We start from the raw sequence: 14,609 nt of genomic DNA on the forward strand, positions 1-14,609 counted from the left end.
TTTCGCTTATTTTAACCTAAAAACACTACTAAACCCTTAATTTACAATGCTTTTAATTCCGAACTGAGGTTAATTAGACGCCCGCCAACGTAACCTCCTAAAAGATGAAGACCGAAGTTAAAAGCTACAAAAACTCCCATAACAGCACTTGCTTTGGTAACTGTAAATCCAAGTCCTTGAGTCATAAATAACACAAGAGTTGAATATAAAACAGCATAACTAATAGTTGATACAAGTTGTGTTACTAACAATAGCCTTGAAGCATTTTTAAATAATGAGAAATTTATGGACATTTTAGAAGGTATTAATCAATAAAAACAATGATTATACAGTAAATAGTAAAAATTTGCTAGATAATGGTTGACATTATAGTATATATTGGCTTAGATCTTTGTCTTTGACTAGAGATCCTAACTTCTCATTAACATAGTTAGTTGTTATATTGATAGTTTTATTTTCAAGTTCAGGAGCATCAAAAGAGATTTCTTCTAGAAGCCTTTCCATAACAGTATGTAATCTTCTAGCGCCTATATTTTCAACTTCTTCATTTACTTGATAAGAGATTTCAGCAATCTTTCTGATTGCATCTTCATCAAAACTTAGTTCAACACCTTCAGTTTTCATAAGAGCAATATATTGTTTAAGAATAGAGCAGTCAGGTTCTTTTAATATTCTTACGAAATCTTCTATTTCTAATGATCTTAACTCAACTCTGATAGGTAATCTACCTTGTAATTCTGGAATTAGATCAGATGGCTTAGCAACATGAAAAGCTCCTGAAGCTATAAAAAGTATATGGTCTGTCTTAATCATGCCATATTTTGTAGAAACAGTTGAACCTTCTACTAAAGGTAGTAGATCACGTTGAACACCTTCACGAGAGACATCAGCTCCAGAGTTGCTAGACTTTTTACAAACCTTATCGATTTCATCTAAAAATACAATACCATTTTGCTCAACCGACTCTAAAGCACGAGCTTTTATATCTTCTTCATTGATAAGTTTTGCGGCTTCTTCATCTTGAACAAGTTTGATGGCATCCTTGATCTTCATCTTTTTATTTTTCTTTTTATCACTGCTTAGACTAGAGAATAAATCTTGAATCTGGTTTGTCATATCTTCCATTCCTGGAGGACCCATTACTCCTATACTTTTTGGAGCAGCGGCTACTTCAATCTCAATTTCTTTATCATCAAGCTCGCCATTTCTTATTTTATTTCTAAAAATCTCACGAGTTTTATTTTCTTTTTCTCTCTTGGAAGAAGCATCTTCAGCTGGCTCATTAGCAAAGCCAACTTTTGACTCAGCAGCTCTTGCTGGTGGGATTAAAACATCTAGTATTCTATCTTCAGCTAATCTAGCAGCCTTTTCAGTAACTTGCTTTTTAGCATCTTCGCGTTTCATCTTAACAGCCATTTCAACTAAGTCACGGATAATAGATTCTACATCTTTACCAACATAACCAACTTCTGTGAACTTAGTAGCTTCTACTTTGATAAAAGGAGCATCTGCTAGTTTTGCAAGTCTACGTGCTATCTCTGTCTTACCAACACCTGTTGGACCAATCATTAGAATATTTTTAGGAGTTACTTCTTGACGCATCTCACTATCAAGTTGCATTCTACGCCATCTATTACGTAATGCGATAGCTACGGCTTTCTTTGCATCGTTTTGACCAATAATATGTCTTTCTAATTCATGTACGATTGTTTTTGGAGTCATTATTTCTGCCATGGTATAACTATCCTTTTTTGTTTTCTAAACTTTCTATAGTGAAATTATGATTTGTATAAATACAAGTATCTGCGGCAACTGTTAGACTTTTTCTAACGATCTCTTCTGCTGAAAGATCTGTGTTTTCAACAAGAGCAGTAGCTGCAGAACGTGCATAAGTAGAGCCTGAACCAATAGAAATAATATCATTTTTGTCAGCAGCCATTACATCACCAACTCCAGAAATTAAAAGAGATAATTTTTCATCAGCAACTATAATCATAGCTTCTAATTTACTTAGCATTCTATCTAGACGCCATTCGCGAACCATCTCAACAGCTGCGCGTTCTAAGTTTCCTTGGTAAAATTCTAATTTCTGTTCAAACTTTTCAAATAATGTGAAAGCATCTGCAGTTGATCCTGCAAAACCAGTAAGTACTTTACCACCATTTAATTTTCTAACTTTTACAATATTATCTTTTGCTACAGTATGACCTAAAGTCGCTTGACCATCACCACCGATTACTACTTTATCACCTTTTCTAACACAAAGAATAGTAGTTCCCTTCATTGTTTCCATATTTATTATTCCTTTATTCGGCGTTGTTAAAATAATCTATTTAATATAAATTGGTACTGATGTTGGATTTTACAAGTTTTTTATTATTATTTTTTTAGTTTATTACGTATCTTTGCTTTTAAGACACAAAAATATTAAAAATTATGTTATATTTTAGCTTGTTTTATTTATTAATAGAGTGTTTTAAGTATGAGTAATTTAAACTTCAAAGAAACGGTTTCATTAGCCACTACTATATATAAGAGGGCATTTAAGATAACTTTTGCTTTAGCATTTATGCTTTCATTTATATCAGAGTTTTGTTTAGTGTATCTGATGCAGCATGGGATGGCTGAATATATTGAAAGCGGAGGTAAAAATCTTCCTGATAACTTTCCAGGAGGAAATATTTTAGCACTAATGGTTTTGGTCATAATGGTAGCGACTATATTTGTTTATGCGATGATAATTATCTTACAGGGGATTATGGTTAAGCATGAAATGAAAGCAGCAGATGCTATAAGAGTAGCGCTACAAATATTTCCAAAGAGAATATTCCCATTTATAGGAATTATATTGCTTTCGATGATTGTGATGTCTGTGTTGACAATGTTTTTACAATATATAGGTATATTTATAACAATATTATTATTTTTGACAGTAATGCCTGCAGTGCTTTTAGATCAAAAAGGTGTTTTTGAATCAATATCTTATAACTTTACTATAATTAAAAATAACTTCTTTTATATGCTTAGAGTTGCAATAACAATACTAGCTCTTATGCTTATAAAGCCCTTGCTTACTTTTGGTTTAGTTTATCTATTAAAAAATATGAATATAGAAATAAATTCTTTAGAAATGAGTGTGCAGAATATTATTGTAACAATAATTGATGCTTTTATTTTGCCTTTTATATTTGCCATTAGTGTAGCAGCATTCTTTAATACTAGTAGCAAGCGTTAAAATTTATTCTTAAATAATCTAACTTATTTGATTCAGATCTATACTATATTAGTTAATATTTTCTAAATAATTTAATCATTAATTATAGGCTCTTATGTTAAAGGAAAACTAAAAGAAAACGGTTTTTCTTATGTTTTTAAACAAATAAACAATATTAGTTATTTAAGTGCTGGTTAATTTATTGACAATGCTAATTGGTTGTTTTAGCGTAGAGGTATGCACAAGATTTATTAACTATAACTTAACTACATGGCGACCCAAAAAGATATTGCTAAAAAGCTTAATATTTCTAGAACTACTGTGTCTAGAGCATTAATGAATAATGGTAGTATTAAACCAGAAACTAAGCAGAAAGTTTTAGAGTTAGCAAAGGAACTTGGCTATAGTAAAAATCTAATAGGTAGTTCTTTGGCAACAAAAAATCCTAAAAGAATATATGCTTTTATTATTAAATCAGTTAATAATAACTATTGCTTAGATATTAAAGAAGGGTTGGTAAATGGTGCCAAAGAGCTTAAAAACTATAATGTTGTAGTTAATGTTATTGAAACTGATATTAATACTCCCAATGAGCAGATTAAGTATCTAAAGAAAGTTGTTAAAGAAGAAGCTCCTGATGGAATTATAATAATCCCTCAGTTAAAAAAGCAAATAAAGAGCATAATACAAGAAAACCCTAAGATAAAATTTATAACTCTGGATATAGCTATTAATAATTGTATTCCTCATATTGGAAGTGATTATAATAAATCAGGAGAGATTTCTGCAAATATTCTGGCTCCACTGATTAGAAACGATGAAAAGGTACTTGTTTTAGACACAAAGAGTGATGAAATATCATCTAGTAAATATTTAGAAGGGTTTTATAAAGAGGCAAAAGCTCAGAATCTTAATATAGTAGGGCCAGTTTATATTGATAATATTCTAGATAATATAGATCTAATTATTGATAAATACATATCTGATGACATCGTTGCAATTTATAGTAGCCGTTATTTAACAGAGATTATTCATGCTATAAAAAATCGTCTGCCCAATATTAAATTATTTGTTGTGAGTAACGGGATGAATGAAAGTATTTGTGATTTCTTATCTAATAAGAATATATTTGCCACTGTTAAAGAGAATCATGCTAGACAGAGTTATCTGGCAACTAAGGAGATGTTCTCTTTGTTACATGGAGATTTAAGTAAAGATAAAAACACACATCAACTTATTGAAGCTAAAATTATTTTTAGAGCAAACTTAAACTAACTTAATTTAGAAAAAAAATGTTCGCGAGAACATTTTTATATTTTTTAATAAACCAGTCATTTATGACTAAACAAATCTAAGAGAGGATTTAAATATGAAAGGTGTATTTTCAGCATTACTAGTAGCTTTTGATGAACATGGGAAAATTGATGAAAATGGATTGCGAGAAATTATTCGTTTTAATATAGATGTTCAAAATGTTGATGGACTATACGTTGGAGGTAGTACAGGTGAAAACTTTATGCTTTCAACAGAAGAAAAGAAACAAATTTTTAAAATAACAAAGGATGAGGTTAAAGATCAAGTTACATTGATTGCTCAAATTGGTTCGACTAATTTACAAGAAGCTATTGAGTTAGGACAATATGCGACATCTTTGGGATATGATGCTGTATCAGCTGTGACTCCTTTTTACTACAAGTTTGATTTTGAAGAGGTTAAAGACTACTATCAAACAATTGCAAATCAAGTTGATAATAAACTAGTAATTTATACGATTCCTATGCTAACTGGGGTTAATATGACTATTGAGCAATTCTCAGAGTTATTTGCTATTAAAAATGTTGTTGGTGTTAAGTTTACAGCAGCAGATTTATTTTTACTTGAGAGAATTAGATATCAGTTTCCAGATAAAATTATATATTCTGGCTTTGATGAGCTTCTTTTATCATGTGTTTCTTTGGGAGTCGATGGCGCTATAGGTAGTACTTATAATGTTAATTGTAAACGTGCAAAGCAAATCTTTAATCTTGTTAATAATGGTCAAGTGGCGCAAGCAAGAGAAGTACAACATCAATGCAATGATATTATCACAGGATTATTAAAAGAAAGCTTTTTCCAATCATTAAAATCTATGCTACATATACAAGGTGTCAATGCTGGGATATGTAAAAAGCCATTTAAAGAGATATCTGAAGATAGAGTTAATAAGCTTAAGCAGTTAAATGCTAAATATTTCTAATATTTAAAAGATTCTAATTTGAGAGGAGGTTGACACATGAAAGTAGAGTTAGGTTTTATAAATTATATTGTCTTAATATTATATTTGTTTGGAATGCTATTGATAGGTGTATACTTTTCTAAACGTAGTAGTAAAAGTACTGATAATTTCTTTAAAGCTGGTGGACGAATTCCAGGTTGGGCTGTAGGGATAAGTATCTTTGCAACTACATTAAGCGCGATTACTTTTATGTCGATACCTGCCTTGGCTTATCGTCACAATTGGGTGATGGGATTTAATAATTTATCAATAGTCGCGATAGCTCCATTGGTTGTTATATTTGCAGTGCCTTTTTTTAGAAAGCTAAAAGTAACAAGTGCATACGAATATTTAGAATGTCGCTTTAATATCAAGATGAGACTTCTAGGAAGTATTGTTTTTATGATGTTTCATATTTTTAGAGTTGCGATTGTAATATACTTACCAACTCTTGCTTTAGAATCTGTAATAAATATAAATCCAGTATTTTTAGCAATAGCTATAGGTGTGTTATGTATTATCTATACATTTTTAGGTGGTATAGAAGGCGTGATATGGGCAGATGTAATTCAAGGTATATTACTTCTTGGTGGAGCACTTTTAATTATAATTTTCTTATTTTTTAAAATTAACCATCCAGAGCATGCAATATATAATGTTGTTGCTAATCAAGGCAAAGTTTTAACTCATGCAGATTTTGGTTTAAGTTTGTTTCATGCAACTATTGTTGGTATTTTTATTGGTGGAATATTTAATAGCCTTTATCAATATATAGGAAGCCAAGATGTAGTACAAAGATATAATACAACCAAAGATATTCATCAGACAAATAAAGCTGTATATCTTAATGCTAAGTTAGCTTTTTGCGTGATATTTATATTCTTTGGGATGGGTACTTTACTTTATATTTTCTATCAGCAGAATTCAGATATTTTACCTAAAAGCTTAAATATTGATTCGATTGTGCCTTATTTTATTGTGACTCAACTACCTACAGGTGTAGCCGGATTCATTGTGGCTTCAATATTTGCGGCAGCTCAATCAACAATATCTAGTAGTTTAAATAGTATTTCAGCTTGCTTTGTTACAGATATTAAGGATCGTTTCTTTAGAAATGTAAGTGAAGAGGGATCTGTTTTATTAGCAAGAGTTGTAATTATTATTGCAGGAATTATAGGCACCTTAATTGCTTTATATATGACTATAACTAATCAAGCTCATTTACAAATGTTATTCCAATCAATATTAGGCTTATTTGGAGGGCCGATTGCTGGGGCATTTATTATAGGTATATTATCTAAAAGAGTAACAGGTAATGCAGCTTTTATTGGAGTGTTGGCAAGTGTAGTAGTTTTATATTTTGTTAAACAAACAAGTATATATGTTATGTATTATGGATTGATTGGTGTTCTATCAAGTATAATTATCAGTTACTTACTTAGTTTTGTATTACGTGATACTAAATCTATCTCAGGTTTAACGTATAAAACTGTCAATGAACCCATAGCTTCTAAATAATTCACAAAGAGAAATAAAATATGAATACTTTATGTTTTGATATTGGAGGAACATACATTAAGTATGGTGTTTTTAATGGGAGTGAAAAGCTAATTGATTCAGGTAAATTCCCAACACCTAAAAACTCATGTAAAGATACTATTCCAAATAAGATAATTGATTATACTAGGGAGATTTTAAATTCTTATAATCTTGAAAAGATAGGTATAAGTACAGCAGGTCAAGTTGATGCTAAGATTGGTAAAATAATCTATGCAAATGATAATCTTCCAGATTACACTAACTGTAATTTAGCAGAAAAAATACAATCTCAAATAGGAGTGGAAACGTACGTTGAAAATGATGCATATTGTGCAGCTTTAGGGGAGATGTATCAAGGTGCTGCTATAAATAGTAAAAGCTTTATTTGTTTAACACTAGGCACAGGTGTTGGAGGGGCTTTTATTTTAAATCAAAAGCTATATAAAGGTAGTAATAATAGTGCAGCTATAGCCGGATATCTGTCAGTTAATAACTCTTATTTTGATAAAACAGTATCAACTAAGGGAATTCTTGATCATTATAAAATATTAACTGGTAGAGAAGTTGATGGTATAAAGCTGTTCCAAAAAATAAGAAATTTAGAAAAAGAAGCTGTAATTGTATATGAGAATTTTATAAATAATATGGTTTTAGCATTGTTAAATATTACTTATATGTTTGATCCGGAGCTTATAGTTATAGGTGGTGGGATATCATCACAAGGTCAGGTGTTATTTGATGATATAAATGTGGCTTTTCAAGAAAAAGTGCTACCTGTGCATAATAAGCTTAGAATAGTTAAAGCTCATTTAGAAAATACAGCAGGATTAATAGGGGCATACTATATAACAAAAAATCGTAATTATCATTATTAGGAAGAAAATTTAAGTCATGAAAAAAAATGTAACAGATATTTTGCCTCGAGGAGTAATTGTTTCATGTCAGGCGCTGGAAGATGAGCCTCTTCATAGTTCTTTTATAATGTCTAAAATGGCATTAGCTGCTAAACAGGGTGGAGCTGTAGCAATTCGAGCAAATTCTAAAAAAGATATTTTAGCTATAAAAGAAGAAGTTGATTTACCTATTATAGGTATTTTAAAAAAAGAATATCCTAATTCAGAAGTTTTTATAACACCAACAATGAAAGAGGTAGTTGAAATAGCTAGTTCAGGTGTAGATATAATAGCTATAGATGCAACATCTCGCATAAGGCCTGATAGTCAAAGCTTAAAAGATTTAGTTACTGAAATTAAAACAAAATTTCCACAACTATTGCTTATGGCTGATTGTTCAAACTTTGAGGAAGGAGTTTATGCTCAAGAGTTGGGGTTTGATCTAGTTGCAACTACACTAAGTGGTTATACTAGCCAGACTAAAGGGCAACCTTTGCCTAATATTGAACTTATCCGTAAGTTAGCTGAGAATTTAGAAGTTCCTGTAATAGCTGAAGGTGGTATATCAACACATCAAGAAGCAATAAGCGCTTATGATGCTGGAGCGTATGCTTTAGTAATTGGTTCAGCTATCACAAGACCTCAGCTTATTACAAAAGGATTTGTGGAAGAGACTAAAGGATACTCGGATGATTAAATAAATAATTTATTTACTGATTTAAGAATTTTTTTAAAAATTTAAAATCATATGATTGTTTAAATCTAAGCTTCTTATCTGAAATATTTATATTCTTATCGTTACTGTTTACTTCGGTTATAATTCCAGATTCAATTTTTATTTTAATTTCTTTATCACCTTGAGTATAAACTTTATTAAAAGGTAGAGTTTTACCAAATCTCCATTGCCAGTCTTTGAGGCTTTTTATTTCATCGGTTATTATTTGTTTGTTTTCTAGAGGAGTCTCTTCATTTATCAAACTTAGCTCAACACTACTAAAACTAGTCAAAAAAGCTTTGGTAATATCTTGGACTTGGATATCAGGATTTATTTCGGCTAAATTTATAACTTTAGATCGATGTGACTTGACACCTTTTGTATCTAAAGATGTATCAATTGGCTGATGAAGATAATCATAAAGTTTTCTAGTATTAGCATTTATTAGTAGGGTACCATGATGGAAAGCCCTATCTTTTTTCTCTCTAAAAGCGCTACCTGAGACTTTATAAGTAAATCCATGGTGATCAACAACTATATCATTTCTATCATTAGCATAAACCTCAACACCTAAACTTTTTACAGCACTACAAACCAAATCAAGATTAGCTTTTATATCATGTTCTTTTTTTGGAGAAATAATAGTGTAGTTTAAATTACCAAGATCATGATAAACAGTACCACCACCACTTTGGCGTCTGACCATTATAATATTATCTTTTTTCATGCCATCAAGATTACACTCAAGCCAAGGGTTCTGTGCTCTACCTATAACAACGCAGGGAGCGTTTTGCCATAAAAATAGTATCTTTTTATCTTGAAGCTTTTCTAAAAAAAGCCAGTTCTCAAGTGCTAAATTAAAGTAAATATTGTTACTTTGAGAAATATAGATATTCATTATTTATAAAATATTTTTACTTTAAGATAAGTATAAGGTTTTATTAAGTGTATAAAAGAGTTTTGTGATATAATTTTGCTTTATTGAAAGAATTTATATATTAAAACTATAATGTCGACTATAGCACAGACTTTAGAAATTATCAAAAGGGGGGCTGATGAAGTCCTTATCGAAGAAGAATTAGTAAAAAAACTAGAAAAAAATCAACCTTTGATTATTAAATTTGGTTGTGATCCAACAGCACCAGATATTCATCTAGGTCATACTGTTGTTATTAATAAATTAAAACAACTTCAAGATTTAGGGCATGAAATCCATTTCTTAATTGGTGATTTTACAGCTCAGATTGGCGATCCAACTGGTAAAAATGCTACAAGACCTCCTCTTACAGCTGAGGAAGTTGCTGCAAATGCTGAGACATATACGAAACAAGTTTTTAAAATCTTAGATAAAGAAAAAACGGTCATACGTCGTAATGGTGACTGGTTTGATAAAATGTCAGCTAGTGATATGATAAAACTAGCTTCAAAATCTACAGTGGCTAGAATGCTTGAAAGAGATGATTTCTCGAAAAGGTATAAAGGTGGTCAATCAATCTCTATTCATGAGTTTTTATATCCTCTAGTGCAAGGATATGATTCTGTAGCTATGAATGCTGATATTGAGCTAGGCGGTACTGATCAGAAGTTTAACTTACTAATGGGTAGAGAGCTACAAAAGCAGAAAGGTCAAGAGCCACAAATCATCATTACTATGCCTCTTTTAGAGGGTTTAGATGGTGTTAAGAAAATGTCTAAATCTAGTCAAAACTATATTGGCATAGAAGAGCCTGCTAATGATATCTTTGGTAAAGTTATGTCTGTATCTGATGATCTTATGTGGCGCTACTACGAGCTACTAAGCTTTAAGTCTTTAGAAGTAATAGCAGAGCTAAAAGAGAGTGTTGCAAATGGAGTAAATCCTCGAGATATCAAGATAGAGCTTGCTAAAGAGTTGATAGAAAGATTCCATTCTAAAGAGGATGCTGAGAAAGCTCATCAAGATTTTATACAAAGATTTCAAAAAAATCAGATACCTGATGACATAAATGTTGTAGAATTAGAACAAGAGTTACCTATTGCTAACTTGCTGAAAGAAGCTGGTTTAGTTTCAAGCACTTCTGAGGCTAATCGCATGATTAAGCAAGGAGCTGTTAAAATAGATGGTAAGAAAGTTAGTGATAATAAAGCTATTTATGGCAAAGGTACTGAAAATGTTTTCCAAGTAGGAAAGCGTAAATTTGCAAAAGTTATTATAAAATAAGGGGTTGTTGAAAATGGATAAGTTTTTATCGATATTTGTTGGTGTTTTAATTATTGTTACAATTATTACAATATTTATTCACTTATTTCCTATAGCATTAAAAGTTTGTATTATTTCACTAATAATTAGTGCAATAATTTATGTAGTTCTAAAAATGATTGAGAAATTTAGTAATTAATCATTTCTTTTAAAACCGATTATTTGCCTACGTTGTTTTTTGGTTGGTTTTTCGTGACTCTGTAGACTTGCTGTCTTTCTTAACAGAGTTTCTTTTTCTCTTTTTTCAATACTTTCAGTTGTTTCTGTATAGAGCTTTTGAGCTTCTGTTGCAGATTTTCTAACCTCATCTAGAGCTTCGACAACTATAGTCTTTTTAATATGTGATTGTTGAACCTGATAGATATCGCCAATATTTACAGTTTTACTGACTTTTGTTTTATGGCCTTGAAAATGTACTTTGCCACCCTCGATGGCTTTTTTTGCTAAAGCTCTAGTTTTATAAAATCTAGCTGCCCATAACCATTTATCTAGTCTTACACTCATGCTTAAAGTATATTATTTTGTATAATTTGATTATAGCTAATAACATCAAGCATTTTAACTAGTTTTAAAGTCTGATATTCTAAAAGGCAGTTTAATACTTAGAAAAATAATAAAATGGATAAAATAATTAATTTGCATAAGATGAATACATCTTTAGATGATAAAAACAACGCTAGTTATCAGCTAGAAGATATTTGTATAAATGATTATATTGGTAAAAATCTGAAAATAGAATTTTTAAATGAAATCAATTGTGTTTCTTGTGGTACTAAAACAAAAAAAAGTTATTCTCAAGGACATTGTTTTATGTGTATGAGAAGGCTGCCTGAATGTGATATTTGCATTGTTAAGCCAGAGTTATGTCATTTTGCAGAAGGAACTTGTAGAGACTCTGAGTGGGGTGAAAAAAACTGTATGAAAACGCATATAGTTTATTTGGCAAATACTGGTGATACTAAAGTAGGAATCACTAAACTAAAAAATGTACCATCTCGTTGGATAGATCAAGGGGCTAGTCAAGCTATTCCAATATTCGCTGTTGAAAGTAGGTTAATATCTGGATTAGTCGAGGTTGCGATCAAAGAACATATCTCAGATAAGACTAATTGGCGTAAGATGCTCCAAGGTGATCCAGATAGTAGTGTCGATTTTATTACTTTAAGAAATGAGTTGATTGAGAAATCTAATCACAAAATAGAAGAAATAAAAGCTAAGTATGGAGAAAATAGTGTTGAGCCAGTAGAAGGAAATGTTCAAAATATAAATTACCCTGTACTTGAGTATCCTACAAAGATTAAATCATTTAATTTAGATAAAGATCCTGTTATTGATGCTAAGCTTATGGGCATAAAAGGGCAATATCTAATATTTGATACTGGAGTAATAAATATACGCAAATTTAGTGGGTATAAATGTAATATTTCGAGATAGTTTATGAAAAAAGTTGCTATTATTGGAGCTGGGGCTAGTGGATTAATTAGTGCAAAAGTTTTTTTAGATAAAGGTTTTGATGTAACAGTCTTTGAAAAAACTAATAATGTTGCAGGAGTTTGGAACTATCGTGAACAAGAAGGTGCTTTATATAAAAATCTTAGAACCAATTTACCTAAGGAAATAATGGCTTTTGAAAATGCACGAGTTTCTTATAAAGCAGACAAATCATTTATAAGCTATGATGAGGTTAGAAATTATCTAGAAGATAACGCAAAAGTCTGGCAAGTAGATGGAAATGTTTATTTAAATAGTGAGGTTGTTAGGTTAGAGCCTATAGAAAAACTATCAGATCAGCCTATATGGGAGCTTACGTATTTAAAGAATCAGGAGAGCTTTAAGGAAAAGTTTAATTTTGTTATTGTATGTAATGGCCATTTTAATATACCTAAGATTCCTCTTGATATGGATGGAGTTGATAGAGTAAAAGATTATATTTCTCATAGCAAAAGTTATAGATCTTCAAATAATCATGCTAAGAGAGTTCTATGTATTGGTTACTCATCATCAGGTATGGATATCTCTCAAGAATTACTAAATAGTGATCGAGAGGTTTATGTTTCTTTAAGAGAGTTAGATAGTAAAAAAGAGCAACATAACTTAGAAAGTTCTAAAAAAGGAATTAAATTTATTTCCGGCATACAAAAGTTTGAGAAAACAGAAAATGGTTGTTTAGCTATAACAGCAAATCAAAATAATATAGAAATTGATGAGGTTATATTTTGTACGGGTTATAAGTATAATTTTCCATTTTTATCTCAAAATATTGTCTCTACAAAGGATAATATTGTTGAACCATTATATAATCAGCTCCTTCATGAGAGGTATTTAAATCTTGCATTTGTAGGCTTGCCTTGGAAAACATTGCCTTTTGTTTTATCTGAGTGCCAGGCAATATTTTTAGCTAATTTTTGGCAACAAAATCAAACTAATATGCCCAAAATTCTTGCTAAACTGCAGGATAGTAAGACTCACAGAGCTAGCTTTGATAATAATTCATTAAAATATTATCATATGCTTGGTGATGAACAGTGGCAATATAATCTTAATTTGCTTGATATTGTAGATCAGAAGACTTTATTAAGAGAGCAGAGAATAAGGTTAATAGAACAAGTGTATAACAATGTTCACGATTTGAAATTAAAATATCCATTTAGTTTTAGAGAGGCCAACTATAAAATTGATTTTGAAAGACAAAACTATCACATGATAGATAATCTTAGGTGAATTAAAGCTACAATCACAACTCTAGATAATATTTGATAAACTAATATAATCTAATCTAAGCTAGGAGTTTTAGATGAGCAAAAATATAACAAGAGAAGAACGAATCAAAATAAAAGCATTATTAGATCAAGGAGATAAAGCCCCATATATTGCAGATTATCTAGGGCGAAACAAAACTAGCATCTATAGAGAAATATCAAAAACAGATTGCTCTGGTGTTTATGATTACTAATATGCTAATAATATAGCCAGTTCAAATATGGCAAGACATAGACATCAAGCTCTATCTTTAGAAATAATTGCTGTTATCGAGAAAAAGATTTTAGATCACCAATGGTCTCCGGAACAAATATCTGGCTGGTTATTAGTTAACCATGAACTTAGCGTAAGTTATACTTGAATATATTCATACATAGAAAAAGATAAAGCTAATAGCGGTGAATTATACAATCATATGCGTAGGGGTAAGTATAACTATGACCTTAAAGAGTATAAAGGCGAGATAAAAAATAGAAAATCAATTAATATTAGGCCTGAAGAAATAAATACAAGAGAAAGGCTAGGAGACTTTGAAATAGATTTAATTGTAGGTCCTAAGAATAAAGGAGCTATATTAACCACAGTGGATAGATTGAGTAGATTTTGTATGTTAAAGAACCTAGATTCAAAACATGTAGATATAGTTGAACAAGCCATATTAGATTTATTTAAAGATTATGATGTTTTATCAATAACATCAGATAATGGTAATGAATTTATGAATCATGAAAACATATCAGAAGAATTAGATTTGGACTATTATTTTACTAACCCATATGCTTCTTTTGAAAGAGGTAGTATTGAGAATCTAAATGGATTAATAAAGCAGTATATACCTAAAGAAAGGAATGTCATTTAACGAAGTTGATGAAGATTTTGTCTAAATAATACAGGATAAATTAAATAGTTGACCTAGGAAAGGGTCTTTACAGATAATTGTGTAAATTTTAATTAGGTTATATATTTTAAATATAACAATAAGGGATTTACAGAAT

Annotated in this window: 17 protein-coding genes and 1 pseudogene; 13 read left to right on the forward strand and 5 right to left on the reverse strand. The window is 30.4% G+C overall.

Annotated elements, in window-relative coordinates; translation table 11 throughout:
- Positions 1–68: 68 nt before the first annotated feature.
- The 3 genes and pseudogenes from AB8E56_RS09090 to hslV all read right to left on the reverse strand — a co-directional run.
- Positions 69–293 (reverse strand): annotated as a pseudogene (locus AB8E56_RS09090) (MFS transporter); the annotation flags it as partial.
- Positions 294–366: 73 nt separating this feature from the next.
- A complete protein-coding gene (hslU, locus tag AB8E56_RS09095) occupies positions 367–1,734 on the reverse strand; it encodes an ATP-dependent protease ATPase subunit HslU (protein WP_329480302.1) in 1,368 nt (455 codons plus the stop codon).
- A 7-nt stretch (positions 1,735–1,741) separates the two neighbouring features.
- Positions 1,742–2,293 (reverse strand): ATP-dependent protease subunit HslV, encoded by a 552-nt coding sequence (hslV, locus tag AB8E56_RS09100; RefSeq protein WP_150466256.1) that lies wholly within the window; start codon positions 2,291–2,293, stop codon positions 1,742–1,744.
- A gap of 189 nt (positions 2,294–2,482) precedes the next feature.
- Here hslV and AB8E56_RS09105 point away from each other — a divergent pair, with 189 nt between their 5' ends.
- From AB8E56_RS09105 to AB8E56_RS09130, 6 genes are all read left to right on the forward strand, one after another.
- Entirely contained in the window at positions 2,483–3,235 is a 753-nt protein-coding gene (locus AB8E56_RS09105) for a hypothetical protein (RefSeq protein ID WP_329480305.1), read from the forward strand.
- Between the two features lie 249 nt (positions 3,236–3,484).
- Positions 3,485–4,489 (forward strand): LacI family DNA-binding transcriptional regulator, encoded by a 1,005-nt coding sequence (locus tag AB8E56_RS09110; RefSeq protein ID WP_329480307.1) that lies wholly within the window; start codon positions 3,485–3,487, stop codon positions 4,487–4,489.
- A gap of 94 nt (positions 4,490–4,583) precedes the next feature.
- Positions 4,584–5,450, forward strand: coding sequence for an N-acetylneuraminate lyase (locus AB8E56_RS09115; RefSeq protein WP_329480309.1), 867 nt, complete (start codon positions 4,584–4,586; stop codon positions 5,448–5,450).
- Between the two features lie 36 nt (positions 5,451–5,486).
- The gene (locus AB8E56_RS09120) at positions 5,487–6,986 is read left to right on the forward strand and encodes a sodium:solute symporter (protein ID WP_329480311.1); all 1,500 of its coding nucleotides are present in this window, start codon (positions 5,487–5,489) and stop codon (positions 6,984–6,986) included.
- A gap of 20 nt (positions 6,987–7,006) precedes the next feature.
- Positions 7,007–7,882, forward strand: coding sequence for an ROK family protein (locus tag AB8E56_RS09125; protein WP_329480313.1), 876 nt, complete (start codon positions 7,007–7,009; stop codon positions 7,880–7,882).
- 16 nt (positions 7,883–7,898) lie between these two features.
- Positions 7,899–8,597 carry an N-acetylmannosamine-6-phosphate 2-epimerase gene (locus AB8E56_RS09130; protein ID WP_329480315.1) on the forward strand — a complete coding sequence of 233 codons (699 nt, stop codon included), beginning with the start codon at positions 7,899–7,901 and terminating at the stop codon, positions 8,595–8,597.
- A 13-nt stretch (positions 8,598–8,610) separates the two neighbouring features.
- Here AB8E56_RS09130 and AB8E56_RS09135 read toward each other — a convergent pair whose 3' ends face one another.
- Positions 8,611–9,513 carry a lipoate--protein ligase gene (locus AB8E56_RS09135; protein ID WP_329480316.1) on the reverse strand — a complete coding sequence of 301 codons (903 nt, stop codon included), beginning with the start codon at positions 9,511–9,513 and terminating at the stop codon, positions 8,611–8,613.
- A gap of 111 nt (positions 9,514–9,624) precedes the next feature.
- Between AB8E56_RS09135 and tyrS the strand changes: the two genes are divergently transcribed.
- Entirely contained in the window at positions 9,625–10,815 is a 1,191-nt protein-coding gene (tyrS, locus tag AB8E56_RS09140; RefSeq protein WP_329480318.1) for a tyrosine--tRNA ligase, read from the forward strand.
- 13 nt (positions 10,816–10,828) lie between these two features.
- Positions 10,829–10,993 carry a hypothetical protein gene (locus AB8E56_RS09145; RefSeq protein WP_191092495.1) on the forward strand — a complete coding sequence of 55 codons (165 nt, stop codon included), beginning with the start codon at positions 10,829–10,831 and terminating at the stop codon, positions 10,991–10,993.
- On the opposite strand, the gene AB8E56_RS09150 is transcribed toward AB8E56_RS09145, so the two are convergent.
- The gene (locus AB8E56_RS09150) at positions 10,990–11,358 is read right to left on the reverse strand and encodes a S4 domain-containing protein (RefSeq protein ID WP_329480320.1); all 369 of its coding nucleotides are present in this window, start codon (positions 11,356–11,358) and stop codon (positions 10,990–10,992) included. The two genes, AB8E56_RS09145 and AB8E56_RS09150, sit on opposite strands and share 4 nt — an antisense overlap.
- 114 nt (positions 11,359–11,472) lie before the next feature.
- On the opposite strand from AB8E56_RS09150, the gene AB8E56_RS09155 reads away from it, so the two are divergent.
- The 5 genes from AB8E56_RS09155 to AB8E56_RS09175 all read left to right on the forward strand — a co-directional run bounded on the left by AB8E56_RS09155 (position 11,473) and on the right by AB8E56_RS09175 (position 14,473).
- The gene (locus tag AB8E56_RS09155) at positions 11,473–12,288 is read left to right on the forward strand and encodes a DUF2797 domain-containing protein (protein ID WP_329480322.1); all 816 of its coding nucleotides are present in this window, start codon (positions 11,473–11,475) and stop codon (positions 12,286–12,288) included.
- 3 nt (positions 12,289–12,291) lie between these two features.
- Positions 12,292–13,575 (forward strand): NAD(P)-binding domain-containing protein, encoded by a 1,284-nt coding sequence (locus tag AB8E56_RS09160; protein WP_329480325.1) that lies wholly within the window; start codon positions 12,292–12,294, stop codon positions 13,573–13,575.
- Positions 13,576–13,648: 73 nt separating this feature from the next.
- On the forward strand, positions 13,649–13,807 hold the full coding sequence (locus AB8E56_RS09165) for a helix-turn-helix domain-containing protein (protein ID WP_329480327.1): 159 nt from the start codon (positions 13,649–13,651) through the stop codon (positions 13,805–13,807).
- A 27-nt stretch (positions 13,808–13,834) separates the two neighbouring features.
- On the forward strand, positions 13,835–13,975 hold the full coding sequence (locus tag AB8E56_RS09170) for a hypothetical protein (RefSeq protein WP_329480329.1): 141 nt from the start codon (positions 13,835–13,837) through the stop codon (positions 13,973–13,975).
- Between the two features lie 12 nt (positions 13,976–13,987).
- Positions 13,988–14,473 (forward strand): IS30 family transposase, encoded by a 486-nt coding sequence (locus tag AB8E56_RS09175; protein ID WP_329480331.1) that lies wholly within the window; start codon positions 13,988–13,990, stop codon positions 14,471–14,473.
- The last annotated feature ends 136 nt before the right edge of the window (positions 14,474–14,609 follow it).

The organism is Francisella sp. 19X1-34 (assembly GCF_041102755.1).
Taxonomy (GTDB): domain Bacteria; phylum Pseudomonadota; class Gammaproteobacteria; order Francisellales; family Francisellaceae; genus Francisella.

What these genes read in the sequence shown, in the direction of transcription:
- AB8E56_RS09135 (WP_329480316.1), bottom strand. Translation starts at nt 9,513, where the DNA reads ATGAATATCTATATTTCTCAAAGTAACAATATTTACTTTAATTTAGCA.
- AB8E56_RS09170 (WP_329480329.1), top strand. Translation starts at nt 13,835, where the DNA reads ATGGCAAGACATAGACATCAAGCTCTATCTTTAGAAATAATTGCTGTT.
- AB8E56_RS09115 (WP_329480309.1), top strand. Translation starts at nt 4,584, where the DNA reads ATGAAAGGTGTATTTTCAGCATTACTAGTAGCTTTTGATGAACATGGG.
- AB8E56_RS09105 (WP_329480305.1), top strand. Translation starts at nt 2,483, where the DNA reads ATGAGTAATTTAAACTTCAAAGAAACGGTTTCATTAGCCACTACTATA.
- AB8E56_RS09150 (WP_329480320.1), bottom strand. Translation starts at nt 11,358, where the DNA reads ATGAGTGTAAGACTAGATAAATGGTTATGGGCAGCTAGATTTTATAAA.
- AB8E56_RS09160 (WP_329480325.1), top strand. Translation starts at nt 12,292, where the DNA reads ATGAAAAAAGTTGCTATTATTGGAGCTGGGGCTAGTGGATTAATTAGT.
- tyrS (WP_329480318.1), top strand. Translation starts at nt 9,625, where the DNA reads ATGTCGACTATAGCACAGACTTTAGAAATTATCAAAAGGGGGGCTGAT.
- AB8E56_RS09130 (WP_329480315.1), top strand. Translation starts at nt 7,899, where the DNA reads ATGAAAAAAAATGTAACAGATATTTTGCCTCGAGGAGTAATTGTTTCA.
- AB8E56_RS09125 (WP_329480313.1), top strand. Translation starts at nt 7,007, where the DNA reads ATGAATACTTTATGTTTTGATATTGGAGGAACATACATTAAGTATGGT.
- AB8E56_RS09155 (WP_329480322.1), top strand. Translation starts at nt 11,473, where the DNA reads ATGGATAAAATAATTAATTTGCATAAGATGAATACATCTTTAGATGAT.
- AB8E56_RS09120 (WP_329480311.1), top strand. Translation starts at nt 5,487, where the DNA reads ATGAAAGTAGAGTTAGGTTTTATAAATTATATTGTCTTAATATTATAT.
- AB8E56_RS09110 (WP_329480307.1), top strand. Translation starts at nt 3,485, where the DNA reads ATGGCGACCCAAAAAGATATTGCTAAAAAGCTTAATATTTCTAGAACT.
- hslV (WP_150466256.1), bottom strand. Translation starts at nt 2,293, where the DNA reads ATGGAAACAATGAAGGGAACTACTATTCTTTGTGTTAGAAAAGGTGAT.
- AB8E56_RS09145 (WP_191092495.1), top strand. Translation starts at nt 10,829, where the DNA reads ATGGATAAGTTTTTATCGATATTTGTTGGTGTTTTAATTATTGTTACA.
- hslU (WP_329480302.1), bottom strand. Translation starts at nt 1,734, where the DNA reads ATGGCAGAAATAATGACTCCAAAAACAATCGTACATGAATTAGAAAGA.
- AB8E56_RS09165 (WP_329480327.1), top strand. Translation starts at nt 13,649, where the DNA reads ATGAGCAAAAATATAACAAGAGAAGAACGAATCAAAATAAAAGCATTA.